Origin of the sequence: Criibacterium bergeronii, assembly GCF_001693775.2 — a bacterium.
Taxonomy (GTDB): domain Bacteria; phylum Bacillota; class Clostridia; order Peptostreptococcales; family Filifactoraceae; genus Peptoanaerobacter; species Peptoanaerobacter bergeronii.
Map to the genome: position 1 here is coordinate 1 of NZ_MBEW02000020.1, position 23016 is coordinate 23016.

18 protein-coding genes, 1 tRNA gene and 1 pseudogene are annotated in these 23016 nt (G+C 33.5%); 5 read left to right on the forward strand and 15 right to left on the reverse strand.

Annotated features, from left to right (window positions below):
* The 12 genes and pseudogenes from BBG48_RS08130 to BBG48_RS08185 all read right to left on the reverse strand — a co-directional run.
* A pseudogene (locus tag BBG48_RS08130) lies at positions 1–543 on the reverse strand (hypothetical protein); the annotation flags it as partial.
* Entirely contained in the window at positions 543–1391 is an 849-nt protein-coding gene (gene pyrF / locus BBG48_RS08135) for an orotidine-5'-phosphate decarboxylase (RefSeq protein ID WP_068912438.1), read from the reverse strand. The gene pyrF and the pseudogene BBG48_RS08130, both read right to left, overlap by 1 nt.
* A complete protein-coding gene (locus BBG48_RS08140) occupies positions 1378–2577 on the reverse strand; it encodes a dihydroorotase (RefSeq protein ID WP_068912440.1) in 1200 nt (399 codons plus the stop codon). Before BBG48_RS08140 ends, pyrF begins: the two co-directional genes overlap by 14 nt.
* Before the next feature lie 136 nt (positions 2578–2713).
* Complete coding sequence (locus BBG48_RS08145) at positions 2714–3139, reverse strand: aspartate carbamoyltransferase regulatory subunit (RefSeq protein WP_068912442.1); 426 nt, start codon at positions 3137–3139, stop codon at positions 2714–2716.
* The gene (gene pyrB / locus BBG48_RS08150; protein ID WP_068912443.1) at positions 3139–4059 is read right to left on the reverse strand and encodes an aspartate carbamoyltransferase; all 921 of its coding nucleotides are present in this window, start codon (positions 4057–4059) and stop codon (positions 3139–3141) included. The genes BBG48_RS08145 and pyrB overlap by 1 nt, the downstream gene beginning before the upstream one ends.
* 193 nt (positions 4060–4252) lie before the next feature.
* Positions 4253–5155 carry a DNA-3-methyladenine glycosylase family protein gene (locus BBG48_RS08155; protein ID WP_068912445.1) on the reverse strand — a complete coding sequence of 301 codons (903 nt, stop codon included), beginning with the start codon at positions 5153–5155 and terminating at the stop codon, positions 4253–4255.
* Between the two features lie 151 nt (positions 5156–5306).
* Positions 5307–6494: a sensor histidine kinase gene (locus BBG48_RS08160; protein WP_068912446.1), complete on the reverse strand. Its 1188-nt coding sequence runs from the start codon at positions 6492–6494 to the stop codon at positions 5307–5309.
* Position 6495: 1 nt separating this feature from the next.
* A complete protein-coding gene (locus tag BBG48_RS08165; RefSeq protein ID WP_068912448.1) occupies positions 6496–7173 on the reverse strand; it encodes a response regulator transcription factor in 678 nt (225 codons plus the stop codon).
* A 188-nt stretch (positions 7174–7361) separates the two neighbouring features.
* Positions 7362–8258 (reverse strand): substrate-binding domain-containing protein, encoded by an 897-nt coding sequence (locus BBG48_RS08170; RefSeq protein WP_068912450.1) that lies wholly within the window; start codon positions 8256–8258, stop codon positions 7362–7364.
* Between the two features lie 125 nt (positions 8259–8383).
* Positions 8384–9970: a UDP-N-acetylmuramoyl-tripeptide--D-alanyl-D-alanine ligase gene (locus tag BBG48_RS08175; RefSeq protein ID WP_068912451.1), complete on the reverse strand. Its 1587-nt coding sequence runs from the start codon at positions 9968–9970 to the stop codon at positions 8384–8386.
* Positions 9970–10752, reverse strand: coding sequence for an alpha/beta fold hydrolase (locus BBG48_RS08180; RefSeq protein WP_068912453.1), 783 nt, complete (start codon positions 10750–10752; stop codon positions 9970–9972). Before BBG48_RS08180 ends, BBG48_RS08175 begins: the two co-directional genes overlap by 1 nt.
* 18 nt (positions 10753–10770) lie before the next feature.
* Positions 10771–12570 (reverse strand): sensor histidine kinase, encoded by a 1800-nt coding sequence (locus tag BBG48_RS08185; RefSeq protein ID WP_068912454.1) that lies wholly within the window; start codon positions 12568–12570, stop codon positions 10771–10773.
* A 227-nt stretch (positions 12571–12797) separates the two neighbouring features.
* Between BBG48_RS08185 and BBG48_RS08190 the strand changes: the two genes are divergently transcribed.
* Positions 12798–12883, forward strand: a tRNA-Leu gene (locus tag BBG48_RS08190).
* A gap of 1044 nt (positions 12884–13927) precedes the next feature.
* On the opposite strand, the gene BBG48_RS08195 is transcribed toward BBG48_RS08190, so the two are convergent.
* On the reverse strand, positions 13928–14842 hold the full coding sequence (locus BBG48_RS08195) for a D-2-hydroxyacid dehydrogenase (RefSeq protein ID WP_068912456.1): 915 nt from the start codon (positions 14840–14842) through the stop codon (positions 13928–13930).
* 427 nt (positions 14843–15269) lie between these two features.
* Here BBG48_RS08195 and sdaAB point away from each other — a divergent pair, with 427 nt between their 5' ends.
* The 4 genes from sdaAB to BBG48_RS08215 are packed head-to-tail and all read left to right on the forward strand — an operon-like array spanning position 15270 to position 18550.
* Positions 15270–15935, forward strand: a complete 666-nt coding sequence (sdaAB, locus tag BBG48_RS08200; RefSeq protein ID WP_068912458.1) for an L-serine ammonia-lyase, iron-sulfur-dependent subunit beta — start codon at positions 15270–15272, stop codon at positions 15933–15935.
* 1 nt (position 15936) lies between these two features.
* Complete coding sequence (gene sdaAA, locus BBG48_RS08205) at positions 15937–16854, forward strand: L-serine ammonia-lyase, iron-sulfur-dependent, subunit alpha (RefSeq protein ID WP_068912459.1); 918 nt, start codon at positions 15937–15939, stop codon at positions 16852–16854.
* Between the two features lie 21 nt (positions 16855–16875).
* Positions 16876–18174 carry a DUF1576 domain-containing protein gene (locus tag BBG48_RS08210; protein WP_068912461.1) on the forward strand — a complete coding sequence of 433 codons (1299 nt, stop codon included), beginning with the start codon at positions 16876–16878 and terminating at the stop codon, positions 18172–18174.
* A gap of 34 nt (positions 18175–18208) precedes the next feature.
* Positions 18209–18550, forward strand: coding sequence for a hypothetical protein (locus BBG48_RS08215; protein ID WP_068912463.1), 342 nt, complete (start codon positions 18209–18211; stop codon positions 18548–18550).
* Between the two features lie 298 nt (positions 18551–18848).
* Here BBG48_RS08215 and polA read toward each other — a convergent pair whose 3' ends face one another.
* Both polA and BBG48_RS08225 read right to left on the reverse strand, forming a co-directional pair.
* Complete coding sequence (polA, locus tag BBG48_RS08220) at positions 18849–21497, reverse strand: DNA polymerase I (RefSeq protein WP_068912464.1); 2649 nt, start codon at positions 21495–21497, stop codon at positions 18849–18851.
* Positions 21498–22925 (reverse strand): hypothetical protein, encoded by a 1428-nt coding sequence (locus tag BBG48_RS08225; protein WP_068912466.1) that lies wholly within the window; start codon positions 22923–22925, stop codon positions 21498–21500. It abuts the gene before it with no gap.
* Positions 22926–23016 lie beyond the last annotated feature (91 nt).

Genomic DNA, 23016 nt, shown 5'->3' on the forward strand with positions numbered 1-23016 from the left:
TAGTTTGATTTTTTCATTATCAGAGAACGGATTTTCTTGTAATACTGTATTATCTAATGTAAATATATTTATTTTGTCAAAATACGGCTCCATTTCATACACAAAGTAAGGCTGGTTTGTATAGCCTGCAAAAAAGTCCAGTTCGATGTCTTTTTTCTTCAATTCTTTTGCTAGATATAAAAATGGGGCTATACCTATACCACCGGCTACAACAGCTATTTTTTTAACTGTATCTTTTGTGAGCTTTTCTATATCAAATCCATTACCCTGAGGACCTAAAAGGTTAATTTTATCTCCGGTTTTTAATTTTGCAAATAATTTTGTGCCTTTTCCTGTGGCAAGGTATAAAAATGTTAGCCTGCCGTACTCGTCATCGCAAATGCTGATTGGTCTTGACAAATATGGTGAAGATGTGCCCCAGTTTCTGAGCATGAAAAATTGTCCGGGGCGTGTAACGTCATTACATAGCACTATCATTTTATATACATTGTCGGATATTTTTTCGTTGGTGAGGACTCTTGTTTCATTGTAAGCGGATTTCATCAGTTGTTCAAATCCTCCTTCATTTTAAGAATTAGTTCTGTTATTTTATCATCAAATTCTTTTTGGTTTTGAGTATTTTGAGATTTTGCAATTATGCCTCTTGAGGAATTTATTATAGCTCCGTTTTCATCCTTATTAAGTAGTAGTCTTGCGTCTTTTCCGGTAGCTCCCTGTGCTCCATAGCCGGGCACTAGGAAAAATGTATGTGAAAATCTATTTCTGATGTCTACTGCCTCAGCATTATGGGTTGCACCTATTACAAATCCAATTCTTGAGTAGCCGTATTTGCCGTTAAATCTTTTGCCGATTTTGGTTAACTCTTGACCGATTTTTTGGTACAAATATTCATCGCCGACTTGTTTTAGCTGGATATCTTTTGAGCCGGGGTTGGAGGTTCTGACTAGTACAAAGATACCCTTGTCTTTTTTTTCAAAATATTCGAAATATGGGTCAAGTGAGTCGTATCCCATGTATGGATTTAAGGTTACAAAGTCTGACTCAAATTCGCCATCAAAAAATGCTTTTGCATACATCTTTGCTGTGGCTGCTATGTCAGAGCGTTTTACATCTGAAACTACAAGGCAATTATTTTGTTTTAAATAATCAAGTGTCATTTTAAATGCTTTTAATCCGTCAAGTCCAAGTGCCTCGTAGTAGGCAATTTGTGGCTTGTAAATTGCCACAAACTCTTTTGTCAAATCAATAATATTTTTATTAAATTCAAAAACTGCCTCTGTAATATTTTTTTGGCTTTTCATAAATTCAGGTATATATGAAAGGTCGGTATCAAGTCCTACGCAAAGTGGACCTTTTTTTTGTACTTGTTCATACAATTTATCTATTATCATATTTAAATTCTCCATCTTTAATAGTGGCAACTACAATTCCTTGTAGCTGTTTGTCTTTAAAAGGTGTATTTTTGCCCATAGAGTCGAAATTATTCGGGTCTACGGTATAGGTTTTGTTGATATCGACTAGGGCAAGGTCTGCTACATAGCCTTGTTTAATTAGTCCTCTTTTTTCATACATTCCGTCAAATATTTTATATGGATTGTAGCTAATAAGCTCTGATAATTTATTTAGTGTTATGTGATTTGGCTTAACTAGGTTGCTATAGCATACTCCAAAGGCGGTCTCTAGTCCAACCAAGCCGGGTGCGCCATTTTTCTTTTCCTCGGCTGTATGTGGAGCATGGTCAGTGGAGATTGCATCAATTGTACCGTCTTTTATTGCCTCTATTACTGCGTACACGTCTTTTTGTGTACGGATTGGTGGGTTTACTTTAAATTCATTGTCATATAAAGCAATGTGATGTGGAGTAACCTCGCAGGTCACATTTGTGCCATGTTGTTTTGCTAGTCTTATAGCCTCTAAGGAGTCTATTGTGCTGACGTGGCTTAGGTGTAGTCTTGCACCTGTGGCATGGCAAAGGTAGAGGTCTCTTATTGTGATTATATCTTCGGATAATCTGTAGTCTATAGGTGTCAAGTATTTATCCTCGGCGTGTGTCATTATGGTGAGATTTTTTTCTTTGGCAATCAGCATGGATTTATAGCTGGTAAGGTTTGATATTATTCCTTTACCATCATCGGAAATGAATTTGACTTTTTTTGTATCTATTTTATCTAAATGCTCAAGACTTTCACCGTCAAAATCATTGGTTACGCTGACGCATTGATGTATGTTGATTAGTCCTATTTTTTTTGCTTTATCAAGTACATAATTTACTACTTGCATATCATTTGCGATAGGCTTGGTATTTGCCATGAGATTTATCAAGGTGTATCCGCCTTTTACAGCGGCTTTTGAGCCGGTTTGTATTGTTTCTTTATGGGTGTAGCCGGGGTCTCTAAAATGAGCGTGCAGGTCTACAAATGATGGCATTACAGTCAGTCCTGTGCAGTCATAGGATTGTAGATTTTCGTCAACTTCATCGGATATTTTTTCAATGAGAGCATTTTTGATGTATAAATTTGTATTTTTTACAGTCTTGTTTTTGTCTACTACGTCTACATTTTTTAATATGTAATTCATTTTAGCACCTATTCATAAATATTATAAATGTTAGCACTTAATTTATATTATAATGGAAATAATTTTAAAGTATAGTCTATTTTACATAATAAATTGCTTTATCCTCTTAGAGAAGATAAAGCAATTTGATTTTTATTTAGAATTTTCTTATAGTTTCGCAGTAATGGCATTTGTAAGTCCTGTCGGTTTCGCTTACCAGTTCAAATTTTTGTTTGATTTCTCTTTCTGCTGTTGTAATACATCTTGGGTTTTTACATTCAAATATGCCTTCGATTTTTTCAGGGATAGTTGGTTTAATTTTTTTAACTACTTTTTCGTCCTCTATAACGTTAATAGTCAGATTGTTGTCAAATGCACCTATTACAGAAAAATCAAAGTCGGTCTTGTTTTCTATTTTTATGATGTCTTTTTTTCCAAGTAGTGGGCTGTTTGCGTTTAGTATTAGTGCTACTTGATTATCTTTTATTTCGTCTAGTTTCATGTATTCATATATTTTCATGCCAACACCCTGTTTGATGTGGTCGATTACTATACCTTTTTTTATACTTGTGATTTCCAGCATTATTTTACCCCCAATAATTTACAAATAAGAGCCATTCTTACATACATTCCGTAAACTGCTTGCTTGAAATACCAAGCTCTGTCGTCTTTATCCACCTCTGTTTTTATTTCGTTTACTCTTGGCAGTGGGTGCAATACTATTAAATCCTTTTTAGCAAGCTGCATTTTTTCTTCGTCCAAGATATAAAAATCCTTTAGTCTCACATAGTCAGCTTCGTTGAAAAATCTTTCTTTTTGTACTCTTGTCATATAAAGTATGTCAAGCTTGCCAATTACGCTTTCGATGGTTTCTACCTCTTCAAAGTCGATATGTTCTTCTGTTAATTCATCAAGTATATATTCAGGTAATTTTAGTTCAGGAGGAGATATTAGATAGAATTTTGTGCCTTGGTATCTTTTCATAGCTGAGATAAGTGAATGTACTGTCCTACCAAATTTTAAGTCTCCACAAAGACCTACTGTTAAATTTTCAAATTTATTTTTTGCAACTTTGATTGTAAGTAAGTCTGTAAGAGTTTGTGTTGGGTGCTGGTGACCGCCATCTCCTGCATTTATTAGCGGGGTTTGGCAGGTTTCAAGTGCGTGAAGTGCTGAACCCTCCTTTGGGTGACGCATTACTGTGATATCACTGTATGATGAAGATACTCTGATGGTATCAGCTAAAGACTCTCCCTTAGCTGTTGAGCTGGATGAGCTTTCTGCAAAGCCTACTACCCTGCCGCCAAGTCTGTTCATAGCAGCCTCGAAACTAAGCCTTGTTCTTGTACTTGGCTCAAAAAAAAGACTACTCATCAATTTGCCATCGCAAATATGTGTGTAGTCTTGAGGATTATCAATAATGTTAATAGCTAAATCAAAGATTTCATCAAGTTCCGATATACTGAAATCCTCGATATCAATCAAACTTCTACCTTTTAGCATTGTTCCTCCTAAAATTCAAATAAAAAAATCTTTACAATAATTTTATCAAACTTCAAAACATTTTTACTATATTATCATTTTTAAAATGAGTTGTCAAGAAAAAAGGGAGGTAAAATTTTTAGTAATAAAATGGCTATTTTTAAACGCTTATATAAATGTAGAGCTAAAACTGATAAAAATTAATAGGAATTGATTACAATTCTTTAGTTAGATTTTTCTTTTTGCCAAGACCATTTTGTCTTGCATAATAGAATAAATATTGCTGAGCATAGCCTGCTAAAGCTCCGAAATGGTTTATGCCGTAGGTTCTCATATTTTTTAGAGAATAATTTTGCTCCTTTACATAAAATTCTTCCATAACTCTTTTAACCCATACATCTACAGGAAAAGCATCTGATTTATTTAAAGAAAACAAAGCTATGCAGTCTGCAACCTTTGGACCTACTCCGGGCAAGGTCTGTAGTAATTGAGCCGTTTCGTCTAAGTTAAGATTTTTAAAATCATCATAGGTCATATTGTCATCAAGCATTTTTTGAGCGGCTTTTTTGATATAGGGTGCTCTAAAAGCTGCTTTTGATGCTTTTAAAACTTCCATATCTGCATTTGCAAGAGCTTCCAGTGTTGGAAAAGCATAGTAGGTTACGCCATCTAAGGACTGCAACTTTTCGCCTAAGTGCTCAGATAAAAACAAGACACATTTTTTTATGGAGGTGATTGAATTTCTTGCTGAAATTATAAAGGATATGACATTTTCATGGAAATCTTGGTTTAATATCCTCATACCACTTCCAAAATCACAAGCTACGTTCAAATGCTCATCCATTGGCTTTAAGGCTTTTTTGATTTTTGAATAGTTTGTGTCTAAATCAAAATAATTTTTCCAAATAGTTTCATAGTCAGTTATATTTGTATTTCTAAGTATTACATCATTTTCATTTTTTGATACGTTTATAACTTTGTTTTTTGCAACTATAGCGTATGAATTATCCTCTTGCTTGTAAAATCTAAAGCATTGTCCGCACTCAAATATATGCTCCGGTACAAAGTCCGGACAGTCCTGTAATATTACCGCATCTTTTTTTTGTATAATCTGCATTGTTTCTCCAAATTTAAATATCAATAGTTTCTCTCAAATTTTAATGAACAATAACAATATTTTACCATAAATAAAAATACTAATGTATAAAAATTTGTATATTTTGCAATTAATAAATTTATTTTTTTAGGCCTTTTGATATTTTAGTCAATTAATCATATTGAGAATTATAATCTTTGGTATCAACTTTTGGAAAGATAAGTGTAAATACAGAGCCTTTCCCTTCTACGCTGGTTACTTTTATCTCAATGTTGTAAATTTGAGCTATGTGCTTAACTATACAAAGACCTATTCCTGAGCCTCCGGATTGTTTAGATCTGCTCTTATCGACTACAAAAAATCTGTCAAATATCCTGTTCAAATATTTTTCGGGTATGCCTTGACCTGTGTCACTGATTGACAATACTGATGTATTGTCAAGCTTTGATAATACTACCTTAACCTTGCCTTTTTCATAATTATATCTAATCGCATTGCTGATGAGGTTGCTTATCATTTCACTGACTAGCTCTTCATTGGCAAAAAATGCAATTTCATCATCGACATCTAAATCAAGACTGACTTTTTTAAACTCTGCATTTGGCACTTGATTTGAGACACAATTTCTGACTATGGAGCTTAAATCTAAAATAGTTTTTGGAAAGCCGGTTGCATTTTCGTCCAAAGAAGAAAGCTTTATTATGTTATTTATCAAAATAGTCATTTGGTCAGCGGATTTTTTTATCTTAGCTGCAAATTGCTTACTCTCCTTTAAGGATACGTCCATGCTGCATAGTATATCTGCATAGCCGATAATTGCAGTAAGTGGAGTTTTTAGCTCATGGGATATATTGGCTGTAAATCGCCGTTTGGTAAGCTCTTGATTAAATGAAATTGTATCGTCTATAAGTAGACACATAATGCCTATAAGGCGGGTGTCCTCGTGAATGGGGTTTAAATACAGCTTTACATAAGAGCTACCTATTTGCACTGTTTTTGCTACATTTCCATTGGTATATGCCTTGTCAACAAGCTGGAGAATTTCATGATTTCTAGATAAAAAAATGATATTCTTATCTTTATAGTCAAATTTATCAGAGCCTTGCAAAAGTTTAACAGCAGGCTTGTTGATATTTAATATTTTTTTATTTACATCAAGTAGGATAAGTCCTTCTTTGATATTGTAAAGTATAAAGTCACTTTTCATCAATCCGGGATTTTGAGTTTTTTTAGGAGCAGTTGAATATTTTTCTATGTCACCTTCTGTTTTAGAGGCGAAGTTTTTAGATAAAACTAATGTCATATAGATTGTAAAAGCAATAATAACTACAAGTGTAAGCAAGTTGCTTGCAAAATCCATATTATTCTCCCACTTTGTAACCTACGTTTCGTATTGTTTTAATAATTTTGCCACTGTCGCCCAGTTTTTGTCTAAGAGATTTAATGTGTGCATCTATAGTTCTAGTTTCACCTTCAAAGTCAAAGCCCCAAACGTTGTTCATCAAGCTTTGTCTTGAGATAACTATATTTTTATTTAAAAGTAAATATTTTAGTAGTTCGTATTCCTTATGAGTTAAGACGACTTTTTTATTATCGGTATAGACGCTATGACTTTTTATATCTATTTTAACGTTATCATAGTTTAAATAAGCATCTTCAAAGCTACTTTGAGGTTTACTACGTCTTAACACTGCCTTTACTCTTGATATAAGCTCCATTACTCCAAACGGCTTGGAAAGATAATCGTCTGCACCAAGGTCAAGAGCTTTTACCTTGTCAATTTCTAAATCTTTAGCAGACACCATTATAACAGGTATGGATTTATATCTTTCAGTCATCTTTATATATTTTAATACTTGGAAACCATCTTGTCCGGGCATCATAATATCCAAGAGTATTATGTCAGGTAGCTTTTTTTCTAAGGAAACATAAAAATCTTCTGCATTATCAAACCCATCAGCCTTAAATCCACTGTTTTTGAGTGCAAATATCTCTACATACCTTATGTCGGAGTCATCTTCTACTATATACGCTAACATCTAAACCTCCAAAGTTTGTCAAAGAAGTGTTATTAGAAATATTTTAATGGTAAATCTTAACAGTATATACATTGTATTCAATATTATAAGTTAATTCAATGATTTTATTAAATATTTTAAATTTTTTCTAAAATTTATGTAAAAAACACCTTGGAAATTAAACCAAGGTGCTTTGATGGCTATGCACATTATTTAGCTGCTAGAGCGTCCCAAGATGTGATTTCACCTGTGTAAACGCCTTTAATTTGCTCCATAGACATATCTGTGGTAGCATTTTCATTATTGACTATTATTGCTATACCATCAAGAGCAATAACTGTAGGAGTAAGGCTTGCTTTTTCTTCTTCTTTAAGTTCCCTTGATGCCATACCTATATCGGATATACCGTTAATGGCATCTGTCATACCAGTTGTAGAGTCGGATTGTTGTATCTGTATAGCCATATCAGGATTTATGACATTGTAAGCCTCTTTAAGTTTTTCCATAACCGGAGTAACTGAGGACGAACCCGAGATAGTTATTTTACCTTTCATGCCATTGCCTGTATATTCGGCAGGAGTTTCTATTTTTGCAATATAGCCTTCTTTTTCAACTACTTCTTGTCCCTGCTTGCTTAGTATGAAGTTTATGAAATCCTGAGCCTCAGGACTAGCCTCACCTTTTGTAGCGATATTGAATGGTCTAGAAAGCTTGTATGAGCCATCTTTTACGCCTGCAGCAGTAGCCTCTACACCATCGACTTTAAGTGCTTTGACTTTATCGTTTACAGAGCCTAGAGAAATATATCCTATAGCAGCAGGGTTGTTAGCAACGCTTGTCATTACAATATTAGTAGAGTTAGCTATTTCAGCGGTATCTATCGTCATATCCTTTTTCTTGCCGTCATCACCTTTAGCCTCTACCTTTGTTAATTCGATGAAAGCACCTCTTGTACCTGAGCCACTTTCTCTTGATATAACTGCAATTTCGCCTTGAGATGCTGCATCACCTTTTGTTTGTGTAGCGTCCTTAGCACCGCCGCAAGCTGCTAGGGTTGCTACTAAAGCTACAGCAAAAACGCCTTTAACTATTTTGTTTAATTTCATACCAGTCTCCTTAATATTAAATTATATTTCATCGGTGAAAAATTATCTAAATCATCGACACTGGTATTATCTTAGCGTAGTATTGTAAAATTAGTATGTTGCAGAAGTAAAAATGATGTAAAATATTAATAATTATCAGGCAAATCATTTTCTATTAAGATTGCTTTTTTGTTATTTACGTTTAAATTTATGGCAAAGTTTAGGGCATCTGCCATGTTGGAGAAGATATTTATTTTCTCTTTTGGATAATTTTTTTCTTTTAATCCGTCTTGTATAGGTAAGGTTTGTTTTTGACCGACTAGCACGACTATATCGGCAATATCTGCTATTTGCATACCAAATTCTTTGTTTCTTTGGTAAAATTCATCGCCTAGCTCTATCATGCCGGGAGTGACGACTATTTTTGTCATGTCAAATAATGCAAGTGTGTCAAGAGCGGATTTTGCCCCTGTAGGGTTGGAGTTGTATGCGTCATCTATAATAAGTCCAAATGGTCTTTTTAGCACTTGTTGTCTGTGCTCTACTGGTCTTAGCAGTTTTACTCTTGATACTAGAGTTTCATTTGATATGCCAAGTGTTTTTGCTATTGCTACACAACCTGCTATATTTAATATATTATGTTTTCCTAGCAGACTGGTTTCAAATTCTACATCTTCACCATCTAAATTTAGTTTAAAGCTTGAGCCATTTTCGTCTACTTTTATATTTTCTGCTTTGAAATTTGTATTTTTTTCATTTACGGAGTATGTGACTTTTTTTGATGTAACTTTTTTATCTCTTATGTGCTCGTTGTCATAGTTTAAAAATATTGTGCCACCATTTTGAGATACTGAGTCCTCCAGCTCAAATTTAGTTTTAATAGTATTTTGTATAGAGCCAAAGGTTTCCAAATGGGCAGAGCCGATAGAGGTAATTATTCCATACTTTGGCTGAACTATATCGCAGATTTCTTTTATGTCGCCTACATTTTTTGCACCCATTTCGCAGATAAATATTTCGTGTATTGGTGTCAAATGCTGTCTGATGGTTATTACTACTCCTAGAGCTGTATTAAAATTGCCAGGTGTTATAAGTACGTTATAATCTCCTGATAAAAGCGTTTTTAATGTATTTTTTACTGAGGTTTTACCATAGCTACCGGTTACTCCTATTACTGTTAAATTTTTTTTCTCTTTTAGTATCTTTTTTGCATCATTTATAAATCCGTTGTTGATATGTTTTTCTACAGGTTTGTTTATATAATCTGCCAGCATCATTATATATACGGTTAAAAATGGTAAGATTTGAACAATTATGGGAACTATGGGTATGGAATTTATAATTGTTTTATCAGTAAATAGTAACAAGCTAAATATAATAAGAGTTATATACAAGAGCATTGTTGTTATAAAAAGTCTTATAACTCTTTTTGTGTATTTTAGCGGAATTTTTGCGGTTTTATCCCAGCCAAGGTATGCTGATAAAGCGTTTAGTAGAATTGCTACTGCAAAAGTGATTTGATAAGGTAGCCAAAAGCTATTAGTCATTATAAAAATAATAGACAAGGAAAATCCGAATACTCTGCCAAAATTAGGCCATCTGTTTTCTCTGAGTCTGTTTTTTTCTTCGACAGGGCTATAAAAATTTAGCTGATACATATGTATGTGATGGGTGAGCAACACATAAAATGCAGCTATATTTGAAATTATAAGTAAAATAATAAAGCTGTTCATTAAACTTCCTTTGATAGAAAATCAATTATTTTATTATTAACAGTATCCGCTTGCTCTAAAAAGCTGTAGTGACCGGCACCTTTTACTATGAAAAGCTCGCTGTTTGGAATTTTTTTGTCCATTGTATAAGCGTCTTGCAAAGGTGTGGCATCGTCTTTATCTCCCCATACCAACAGAGTAGGTTTGTCGATAGTTTCTAAATAACCAGTCAAATCCTCATTTACAACTTTTACAAGAGTGTTTCTCATAACTGCCGCAGCGGAATTATAATCCGCAGAGCCGGCTTTTTTTCGCATATTTTCTATAAAATTGGGATACATCTTGTGTAAGGGAGTGGAGTTAAATAAATTTTTTGCAAATTTAAAGGTCATTATTTTAAGTGTGACTGATAATTTTTTCTTAGGCTTTATACCAGCGGCATCTACCATGACAACCTTTTGAAAATCGAAATCCTTTAATTTTCTAGAAAATAATTTTATAATTATCCTCCCACCAAAGGAATGTCCTATAAGACTTAGTTTTTTTAAGCCTAGAGCTTTTATAAATTCTTCTATAAAATTTGTATATTCGTCAACGTCAAGTGGGTGGTCGGGCATAGTAGTAGAGCCAAAACCAATCATATCTAGGCAGATTACCCTGTGAGTAGCTTTGAGTGCGTCAATCATTTTTATATAAACATTTATGTTGCAACCCCAACCATGAAGAATTAGTACAGCCGGCAGGTCAGAATAATTATTTATGTCAATATAATTTACATCATACTCGTCAATTTTTATTTTCATCAGTTCTCCACAAAATTATTAACTATTTATCCACAAATTATCAACAGGTAATGTGACTATAAATTCACTGCCCTGTCCTAGCACTGAATTTACATAGATTTTACCTGAATGTGCCTCGATAATTGACTGGGTTATAGACAGTCCTAAGCCAGTACCACCAAGGGCTCTGCTCCTACCCTTGTCAACTCTGTAAAACCTATCAAAAATATGCTCTATATCTTTTTCCGGAATGCCGATACCATCGTCTTTTACGACGATTTTGCACAAGTTATCCACAAGCAATGTGGATAAGTGGATAACTCCACCGATACCTGTGTACTTTATAGCGTTCGATAAAAGATTTATTATGACCTGCCTAATCTTACCTGCATCGACATCTAAATTTATTGGCTTGTCATATAAATCTGAAATGATTTTTTGCTCTTTTTCTTTAGCTTGTAGATTGAGTATTTTTATACTTTGCCTTACCAGCTCATTTATATCAGTGACCTTGTGCTCCCATTTCTCCTTGTCGCTATCCATTCTTGACAACTGTAACAAATCCTTTATGATTAGGCTCATTCGGTCGGATTCGCTGTTGATTATGCCCAAAAACTCCTTGGTAATCTCTTTGTCCTCATAAGCACCATCAAGAAGTGTTTCACTGTAGCTTTTTATAGAAGTGATGGGGGTTTTTAATTCGTGAGATACATTTGCTACGAAGTCTCGTCTCATATTTTCAAGGTACTCACTCTCACTTATGTCACGAAAGACTAATATTATGCCTGCCAACGCTCCATTTTTTTCTTTAAATACAGCAGAGGATGATTGATAGAACCTATCTTTAATCTGCAATTTGATATTTTGACTGGAGTCTTTACTGTAGCTCCTTATAAGCTGGCTAAAGGATAATTCGTCTGTAATCGTGGATATCAAGTCGTCATAATTTTTTCCATGCAAATCGTCACTGTTATCAAGACCCAAAAGTTGTAAAAAATTTGCGTTAAAGTGTATTATTTTACCATAGTTATCTATTGCAACAAGTGCTTGGTTCATGTGGAAGATAATGGCATCCAGTTTATTTTTCTCGTAGGACAGCTTTTTAATCATATCTTCTACACTGTCTGTCAAAAAGTTGAATGTACCGGCAAGTTTACCTATTTCGTCATCAGAGGAGACGTGAGCTTTTTTTGAAAAGTCACCTTTGGAAACCATTAGTGCCAGCTTAGTCAAGTTTTGTATAGGCACTGTAATCGATGCGGAAACCACGTTACCTAGCAATATAGTGATAAGTAGTGCAACTATTGCCGATTTTATTATTATAGATACAACTTTTTTATCCATTTGCTGTATGTCGTCAAGATTTCTCCTAGCATAGACTAGATATTTAGTATTGCCTTGAGAGTCTTTACCCTGCAAGACCATATTTTTTATTGGATAACTTGCATTTGTGGGGTAGATATCCCTTTCTACCACTGAGCTATTATAGCTGGATAGGAGTGTATCAGAGTCGAAAACGTCAAAAGCATTTTTGCTCTCAAAAACTGAGTTTGTAGAGGCAATGACAGTGTAGCTTTTTGGCTCTATTATGGATATTTCATAGGAGAGTGAAATAGGCATAGCAAGTAAGTCACTCCTAAGCTTGTTGGTGTCATTGGTATAGTCGCTACTTATCATATTGTCAATGATATTTTCTTTTATGTTTATGATTTCATTTCTTATATTGCTCATGTTGTAGTTTTCAAATTCTTTGGTAATGAAAACCCCAATTATTATTACTACAACAAAAACTAAAAAGAAATAAATCATGATAAATTTATACTTTAAACTGTTTTTCATAAGTGCACCAAATAATGCTGAAAATTAAAAAAATAATCTTATCTAACAATTATAGTAAAAATATTAAGTTGGGTCAACATCAAATGATTGGATATAATAGAGCGGTAAAAGTAAAATATTTAAAATGTCAGCATAAATTATAGGCAAAAGTAAAACTTAATTGGTTGGGATATTTACAAAAATGGCATTTGGTGATATCATAATAAAATATTTGAAATAAATCATTTGCAGAGGTGGTGAAACGGCAGACACGTACGTTTCAGGTGCGTATGCTTTAAACAGCGTGAGGGTTCAAATCCCTTCCTCTGCACCATTACTAAAAAAAGAACCGCTGATTACAATGAAAGTCAGCGGTTTTTAATTACTTATCTATACTTGTTGACATTCATTTTTTTATCCTGTATTGTTGTATTTGTTTTTATCAATTACTCACAAAAATAACAATATTTTTGTTCCGTTAAGAAGTGATATTGGCAGTATAAAAAACAAAAAGATATTATAACAAATAACTATAAATCTATTGAAAATGGCATAATAAGATATATAGACAATTATATAAAAGCTACTGTTAAACATAGAAAATTGATTGATTATGATTATAAATATTCTACTTTACATAATTTCCATAAAGAATTAGGCATTTAAAATAACTTTATTTTGATATTATGTACACAACTATAAATTATGATATAATTATAAAGTTATCGTTTCCCAATCTGATAACAGAGAGGGGGTTAGATGTGGACATATTCTTCAATATACTTATTTCCGTTGTGGCAAATGTTGTTAGCAATCGCATTTGCAAGTGGTTAGACGAAAATAAAGGCGATAATTAGCCCAAAGCAAGAAAAAAACCAAGCTGTGAGGAGCTTGGTTTTTTTGTGTTTGATGTGGATTAAACATATTCTTCAATTTTTAGCTATATGTAGTATACCCCAAATTTAATTTTTTATCAATAGTTTTATTACATTATTAGTTTTTTGTTACTGGTCGCTGAAATGCCGACCAAGAGAAACAAAAAGGTAAAATAAATTTATACTTTTTAATTAAAAACAATAATTAACAACAAGTTTAATAATAAATGAAAAGGGTGAAAAAATATTTGAAGTATTTGTAGTATTTATATTTATCAAATGCGTACAATACACATTATAATGTATTTGATTATTTTTTTCTAAAATCGAAATGACTTTAACAATATGAAAATGAGATATTTTTTGTTAGACACTTTACTTGTAAGTCTTGATAAGTATAAAATATGTAACTAATTTTTTATAAAAAAAGACCATTATATGGAGATTATCCAATAATGGTCTTTTATACATCAAATTAAAGTTTCATCAGTGACAAAGGTTAATTATAGTCCTAGAGCCTCTAAAGTCTGTCTAGCTAAAGACTCAGAAATATATATTTGTGCCTCTTCAGTGCCTGCACCTATGTGAGGGGTAACTGTAAAGTTATCTAATTCAAATAGTGGGCTTGATTTAGGAGGCTCTACTTCCATAACGTCTACGCCAGCACCTTTAAGCTTGCCTGATTTAAGTGCTTCGTAAAGTGCTGTTTCTTCAACTATTCCGCCACGTCCAAGGTTAAATAGATAAGAACCGTCTTTCATAAGAGCGATTTGGTCTTTGCCTATCATATGTTTAGTTTCTGGAGTAAGTGGAGTATGGATAGTAACTATATCTGCCTGTTTTAATACTTCTTCTAATGGAAGAATCTTAGCGCCTATTTTATCAGCAATTTCTTGTTTTAGGTATGGGTCATAAGTTAGTATTTCTTTTGCACCGAAAGCTAATAATATTTCAGCTACCCTGAATCCTATTTTACCAAGAGAGCAGATGCCGATAGTTTTGCCCTTTATTTCATTTCCTGGATAAGCTGTTTTTTCCCAAGTGCCGTTTTTTACATCTTTGTTTGCTTTAGGGATTTTTCTAAGTGTTGTAAGTATCATACCTACTGCTAATTCAGATACAGCAGTTGTGCTACCGTCAGGAACGTTGAGCACTTTTATGCCTTTGCTTTTAGCATATTCAACATCTATGTGATTTAAACCAATACCAGCCATACCTATAGATTTAAGGTTTTTACCTGCATCTATGAAATCTTTTTGTACTGGAGTTGCTGCACGAACTATAAGTGCATCATATTCCGGCACCATAGCTACTAATTCATCATGGCTTTTTCCATAAGCAAGGGTTACTTCTACGCCTTTGTCTTTAAGCATTTGTTGTCCAGCTTCATTGTAAAGTTCTGTTACTAGTACTTTCATAATGTTACCTCCAAAAATTTTTAAATTTATGATTAAAATGTTTTAAGTAAAAATTAATTGAAAAGCATTTCCTAAATTATATCAACCTTAAATTAAATAGTCAATGATTTTTGCAAGAAACTGTTCTTTTTTTAAAAAATGATTTTATAAATGAAAGATATCATTCAAAAATATATGCTAAGCTTTATTAAAAAATACATTAGAAAATGTTTACTTTAGTAAATTTATCTGATATTATAGTATATAAGTAATGCTTTTATTTAGGTATAAAATTACAAATTATGACACAAAAAAATCAAATATTGACAGATTGCGTAACAGGGTATATATTTATTCTTTTGTAAAATAAATTATATAAAATTTATGACCAAGTTATGTATAGCATAAGTTAATTGGTTTAAATTTTTCTAGGTTGAAAGAGGATAAAATGAAAGATTATGGGATTTTTGATGTAATGGGGCCAATAATGATTGGACCTTCCAGCTCACATACGGCAGGAGCTGCAAGATTGGCTAGACTAGCTGCTAAAATTTCAGGCAAGGATTTTGAAGAGGTCACATTCTACTTACATGGCTCTTTTGCAAAAACTTATCTAGGTCATGGTACGGATAAGGCTTTGGTAGCAGGTGTTATGGGTATGCTACCTGATGATGATAACTTGCCTTATTCTCATGAAATAGCAAGAAAAAAGGGGTTAAAATATTCTTTTGTTGAAACAGATTTAGGAGATGTGCACCCAAACTCTGTAAAAATAGTTATGAAGTATCCTACCGGAAGAATAGCATCTGTTACAGGCTCTTCGATTGGTGGTGGGAATATTAAGATAATAGATATAGATGGATTAAAACTGGATTTTACAAATGACTTTCCAACTATTGTATTAAAATATGGTGAGCAAAAGGGTATAATTTCTTTTGTATCAACTATTTTGGCAGAAAGTGGATACAATATTGAAAAGATGATTACTGATAAAAGTGATGATATGGTCACTTTATTAGTCGAAGTGAGTGAAGAGCCTAGTGAGGAAATTTTAGACAAAATTTTAAATGATAAGAGATTTGCAATAACGAAGTTCATCCAAGGAGGATACTAAAATGCTGCTTACTCAAGAAAGTATAGTTAATGAATGTAAAAATAGAAATATATATATATATGATTTAGCTATCGAAGATGAGATAAAAAGGTCATGTACTACTAAGGAGGATATTTACAAGGAGTTTTCAAATATTCTTCACGTCATGAGAAAATCGGCTTTTAAATATCTTAGCAGCTATAGTACCACTGCTACTAATATGATTGACGGATTTTCAAGAAAAATGATGGACTATTTTGAAAAGGGCGACTCATATATAGGTGATTGTGGTGTAAAAGCTATGGCGATGGCATTTTCTACAATTGAAGTAAATGCGACTATGGGAAAGATAGTAGCAGCTCCAACTGCCGGTGCATCAGGAATATTGCCGGCAGCCGTCCTTATTGCTCAAGAAAAATTTGATTTTGATGATGAAACTCTTATAAAGGGGTTAATTACAGCCGGTTATGTGGGTAGATTAATAGGTAGATACTTCAACTTCGCAGGTGCTGAGGGTGGTTGCCAAGCAGAATGTGGTTCGGCGGCATCGATGGCAGCGGCTGCACTTACTCAAATGAAGGGTGGAAGTGTAGAGCAGTGTTTTGATGCGGCATCTTTTGCCTTATTAAATGTTATGGGATTGGTCTGTGACCCTGTTGCAGGCTTGGTAGAATTCCCATGTACATTTAGAAATTCATCAGGGGTGATAAACGCACTTATTTGTGCTGATATTGCACTTGCAGATGTAAAATCTTTTATACCTTATGAAGAGGTGCTTACTGCTGCAAATAATGTTGGCAAGGCTTTGCCATATACGCTTAGAGAAACAAGTCTTGGTGGTGTAGCAATGACAGCCTCGGGCTTGGAGATAAAAGAAAAATATCAGGGAATTATTGAGCAAAGAAGGGCAGATTTGGATAAGATAACCAATACGAACTAAAACCATGTAAAAGGAGGCATAGTGAAGAATATAAAAGACAAGATTATAAATTTTTTCCCAAGTGTTAGTGAGGGAATACATTCTGAGTCGCAGTATAAAATAATTTATATTTTACCTGTGATGACGTTGTTATTTGCATTCGTTTACAACTCCCCCTTAGAGATTGTCAATGGTTTAATTAAAATTATTTTAATTAATGACCAATTTGCTACAGATTATACTTATGCAGTATCAACCGGAGCAGCACTTGCAAATTCTGCTATAATTGTGCTACTCAATATATGGCTTATCAGAAAATTGGATTTCAAGCTAAATGGTATGCTTATTTCAGCTCTGTTTTTGTTGTCCGGCTTTGCATTTGTAGGTAAGACTTTATTTAATATTTGGCCGTTTTATATTGGCGGATATTTTTATGCTAAGGTCAGAAAAATAGACTATAGAAGTACATTCGTAACCAGTATGTACTCTACCGCTCTTGCACCTATAGTAATGGTAATAGCTAACAATTTTTCTGTAAATCCGGCTGCTGCGGTAATATTAGGCTATATGATTGGTATATTTTTGGGTTATGTTATGCCTGAGATATCCAAACAGGTGCTTGTTGCCCATAGCGGATACAATCTACACAATGCAGGCTTTGCAGCAGGATTTTTAGGTATAATTGCAAATTCTATATTGTTGGCATTTGCAAAACCAATTCATTCAGAAAACATAATTAATCCTAATATGGATATAAAGCTGTTTATATTTTTTGGAGTTTATTTTTTAATTTTAATTTTATTGGGATACATCTATAACGGCTATAGTTTTGCAGGATATAATAAATTATTAAGTTATTCAGGGAGATTAATAACTGATTTTACAAAACTTTGCGGTACGCCGCTTACGTTAATAAACATGGGGTTTGTAGGCTTGATGGCACTTGCTTACATAATACTTATGGGTGCAAATCTTAATGGAGCAGTGATTGCAGGACTACTTTGTGTGACCGGATTTGCATCATTTGGTAATCATCCAAAAAATATTGCCTCAATTTTACTTGGTATAATGATTGCATCAAATTTTGTGACAAGCGATGTTAGTTATACAATGACTGTTATTGCCGGATTATTTGGTACGAATTTATCACCTATTGTTGGAGAATTCGGGTTTATATATGGACTTATAATAGGACCGTTACATTTGGCACTTGTTACAAACATTGGCACGCTACACGCTGGACTTAATCTATATAACAACGGTCTTTCTGGCGGTATAATTGCAATGGTATTTACTCCAATTTTTGATGCTTTTAAATTTAAACCTAAAGGCTGGGAATAATCACGATTTATTTAAAAATTAAACGGGAGAAAATATGTTTGAAAATAAGAAAATAACAAAAATTGCTGATGAGACAGCTACTTATTTTTTAAATAGAGACGCATTTAAAGTGGAAACTCTTATTGAAAAAACTGCTGAGTTTACTACTATTGTTGTGGAGGCTTATGGTGCGGTTATTGAAGAAGAAGAACTTATAGGTCTTACAAAAACTCTTAATCAAAAACATAGAGAAAGAGAAATGGAAGAATATTACTGGACGCTTGCCGGAGAAGGTCAAGAGTCCGAAGAGCTTGCATTGGTGGCGGTAATGGTGGATGAGGCTCATATCAGAAGAGGTATAGGGAAAATAAGAATAGAGCTTAAAAGAGTAAATTAATGTATGAATGTAAGACTAGTGTAATACTAATTTTCCCTTGAAATATTACCAAAGCTAATAAAAATAAAAATAAATCCAAGTCATGGTTTGACTTGGATTTATTTTATGTTAAAAAAGTAATGGCTGTATATGTTGTTATGGTAAATTATATTTTATACTATCATCTATTTAAAAAATCACTATGTTTGAAAAGGTGAAGCTGTATTTGGCTAGTGGGATTGCTAACGCTGTGAGCTAAGCGAACAAAAGTGTCAAAAGGAAAATACAATTGCATTTTCAATTAGATTTTAGTATTAATTTATTTTGTATCATACCAAGATTTTCCTGATTGGACGTCTGCTTTTAAAGAGGATTTTAGTTTATAAGCGTGCTCCATTTCTTCTTTTAGTAGCTTTTCTACTATTTCCTTTTCATCCATGGTAGCTTCGATTATCAGTTCGTCATGGATTTGGAGTATCAGTTTTGATTTTAATTTCTCTTTTTTCAGTCTTTTAGAAACCTTTACCATAGCAATCTTGATAATATCTGCTGCACTACCTTGGACAGGGGTGTTCATAGCAAGTCTTTTGCCTAGATTTTTTTGGATAAAGTTTTTCATATTTATTTGTGGTATATATCTTCTCCTGTTTAAGAAGGTTGTGACATAACCGTCTTTTTCTGCTTGTTTTACGATGTCGTCCATATATTTTTCAATGTTTTTAAATCTATCAAGATAGTTTTTGATATATTCTCCTGCTTTTTTTCTGCCTATGCCTAGGTTATTTGACAGACCAAAATCGCTTATGCCGTATACAATGCCAAAGTTTACTGCCTTTGCGGCAGAACGTAATTCCTTTGTGACTTCATCAATGGGTACTTCAAATACTTCTGATGCTGTCCTGGTATGGATGTCTATGCCTTCATTAAATCCGTCTATTAGGACAGTTTCGTTTGATATGTCTGCAAGGACTCTTAGCTCTATTTGTGAGTAGTCAGCATCGACTAAGATGTCACCGTCTTTTGCGATAAATGCCTTTCTCAAATTTCTACCTATGGCATCTCTTACCGGAATGTTTTGCAGGTTTGGTTCTGTGGATGAAATCCTGCCTGTGGCGGTGATTGTCTGATTAAATGATGAATGAATCCTACCTGTATCTTTATTTATAATAGCCAGCAATCCGTCTACATAGGTTGATAATAATTTTGTATATGTCCTATAGGAGAGGATTTTTTCTACTATCGGATGTGCGTCAATCAGATTTTCTAATACTTTTGCATCTGTAGAGTATCCTGTCTTAGTTTTTTTGCCTGTAGGAAGACCTAAATCTTCAAATAGCACCTTACCAAGCTGTTTTGGAGAATTTATGTTAAACTCCTGATTTGCCAGCTGGTAAATGTCTTTTTCAAGCTGCATAATTACTGAGCTGAACTCTTTTTTTGCGTCTAAAAGAGCAGCTTTATCTATAGCTACTCCTGCGTATTGCATATCGCCAAGCACTGTTACTAGTGGCATTTCTACGTCAAAAAATAGAGAGCTCATATCCCAAGCTTTTATTTTTTCTGTTTGTTTTTCAATAGCTCCTTTTACTATATACATCATTTGTAAATAGTAAGGCTCAATTTCTTTTTTGTTAAAGCTGGTGATAACTTTTTTATTTTTGCCTTTGCCAAAGAAAGCTTCAGCAGAGTCTATTTCAGGCAGGCTATAGCTGGCTGATAGATTTGAGATATCATAGCTACTGGCGTCCGGGTCAAACAGGTACTGAGCTATTTTGCTGTCAAAATAGACGTTTTTCATTTCTATATCGTAGGCTAACAGGGCGATGTAGTCTTCTTTTATATCAAAACCACATTTTTGTACCTCATCAGAAATAAGTATAGGTTTTATTTTTTCGATATCTTTTTCATCAATACAATAGCTGTTTTTTTCTGTCATAATGCAAAGACTAAGTATTGCTCTGATATTTACAGGGGCATCTTCTTTTACTACTTTTATAAAAATTCTTTTTGAATTCTCAGCTAGTAACTTTTGCGGGTCGGTTGTATATTCTATTTCTTTTATTTTTTCATTTGAAACACTGCCATTTTCACTTACAACTTCATTTGAGGTGGAGGAGAGTCTTTTTACTAGAGATACCATATCTCTTTGTTGGAAAAATTCTGTAAGGTTTTTGGTATCTAGTCCATTGTATAATATTTCTTCTGTTTCAAAATCTACAGGCAAGTCGCTGTGTATGGTGGCAAGTTTCTTGCTCATATAGGCTGATTCTTCGTCTGCGATTAATTTTTTTTGAACGGCACCTTTTATTTCATCGATGTGCTTGTAGATATTTTCTATGGATTTATATTCTTGTATTAGTTTTAGTCCTGTTTTTTCTCCTATGCCGGCAACTCCAGGTATATTGTCGGAGGAGTCGCCCATCAATGCTTTTAAATCTATAAATTCAGTAGGTGTAATGCCGTAGTCGTCTAGCATTTTTTGCTTGTCGACTACTTCTATTTCTGATATGCCTTTTTTTGTAAATAAGATGCTTACATTATCAGTGGCAAGCTGAAAGCTGTCTTTGTCTCCGGTGATGATGTAGGTTTTTAATCCGCTTTCTCCGGCTTTTTTTGCCACTACTCCTAATATGTCGTCTGCCTCAAAGCCCTCCAGCTCAAGTCTATTTATCCCAAAAAAATCTATCATTTGCTTGAGTGGTTCAATCTGCTCAGCTAATTCATCGGGCATTTTTTTTCTGCCTGCTTTATACCCGTCATACATTTTGTGCCTGAAGGTGGGTGCTTTAAGGTCAAAGGCTACTGCAAAATGTGTTGGGGTGTACTCTTTTAAAATTTTGAATATTATGTTGGCAAAACCGTACAAGGCGTTGGTGTGTCTGCCTTTTTTGTCAGTCATTTCGGGCAAGGCATAAAACGCCCTGTTCATTAAAGAGTTTCCATCAATTATTATTACGAGGTTTTCCATCTAATCCTCCAAAGCTTTTATATTAAGCTGTATTTTATTCCTCAATTCACTTAGTTCACTAAATTCATAAAAAAATCTGACCTTTTGTTCTTTGACATTGTTTAAAATTGGACGCTCTTCAAGTATAAAATGTGTTGCTGATTGTAGCATATCTCTGAATGGGTCAATAGTTTGAGATATGTTCATGTAGTCATAATAGTGCCTTAAATAAAAAGCGTTTACAGCTCCACTGTCTTTATTTTCGTAGGATGCTATAGCGTCTTCATACAAAAGGTCATTATAAAATCTATCATAGAAAAGCTGTATATAGGAGTCTTTTTTTGCATATGCCTTTATAGATTTAAAATCGTCTGTATCAGAAATACCGCTGCTCTTGGAGTAGTCTATTTGATTACTGCTTAAAAAAACTACTCTAGCTAATTCTTTTACCATGCTTTCATAAAATCTTTGTCTTTCAAAGTCATTAGATTTTACATTTGAAAAATCTACAGCATCTATCCCTAAATAACCTTTTTGGTTATTTTGAAAGTCTCCCGCATAGGAGAGCTGAGATTTATCGTTATCTTTAAAGACAAAAAAGCCGTTAAAATATTTTTTATGAATGTCCTTGAAAAGCTTTAGCTGCATATTTATAAGTGCTTTATACTTTTCTTGGTCTTGAGCAGAAATCGGCTTAATTGATACGCCCTCCAAAGGTCTTTGTACCAAAGTATCTCCGGAAAGCTCATAGTAAGCAATCACATCAAATTTCATGCAAAGCTGATTTAAAATCAAATACGAATTTAGCTGATTATATTTATTTAAAACTTCTAATATTTTTCTTCTCATATCGGGAGAGGATTGTGCCGATGACTCATTCATTTGAGTGACTAAAGTCAGTAAGTCTGCAAAATCCTTATCATTTAAAATAGGTTTTAAGCCTTCTAGCTGAGATTTTTGTAAATCAATCTGCTCTTGTGAAATGGATTGAACGTCAGGAAACCCTTTACTTTCTAGGTCACTATCGATGACTTGGTCAGTAGTATTCTTTTTTACGTCTTTTGTATCTACAGTGTTGTCTTGAGGCAGAGTAAGATATTTCTTTGAATAAATAGTCAAAAGACTGTTAAAATCCATTATATTTTGTGAAACTGCACTGGTTGTGTAGACAGACTTTATATTCTCATCAGTATCATCGGTTGAATTTTCGTCCAAGGTATTATTAGAACTTTGTCTGGTCTTTTCTATAGAGTCTATAATTTTAATATATTTTCTCTTGAGACGATTAATCTGATAGGGTTTTAATTTATATTCCAGCTCACCTATTAGAGAAGAGAAAACTTTTGAGTTTTGTCTTGAAGAGTCAAGTTTTACATAGGTTGAGTTTATTGCGTAACCGGTGAAAAATATGAAAAAAATTATCAGTAAAACAGGAAATCTATTTTTCAAAAATACCTCCCATAACTTAGTTAAAACAATCGACAAATTTAATGCTCTATGATATTATATAATATAAGTCTAAAAAAAACAAATCAATGTT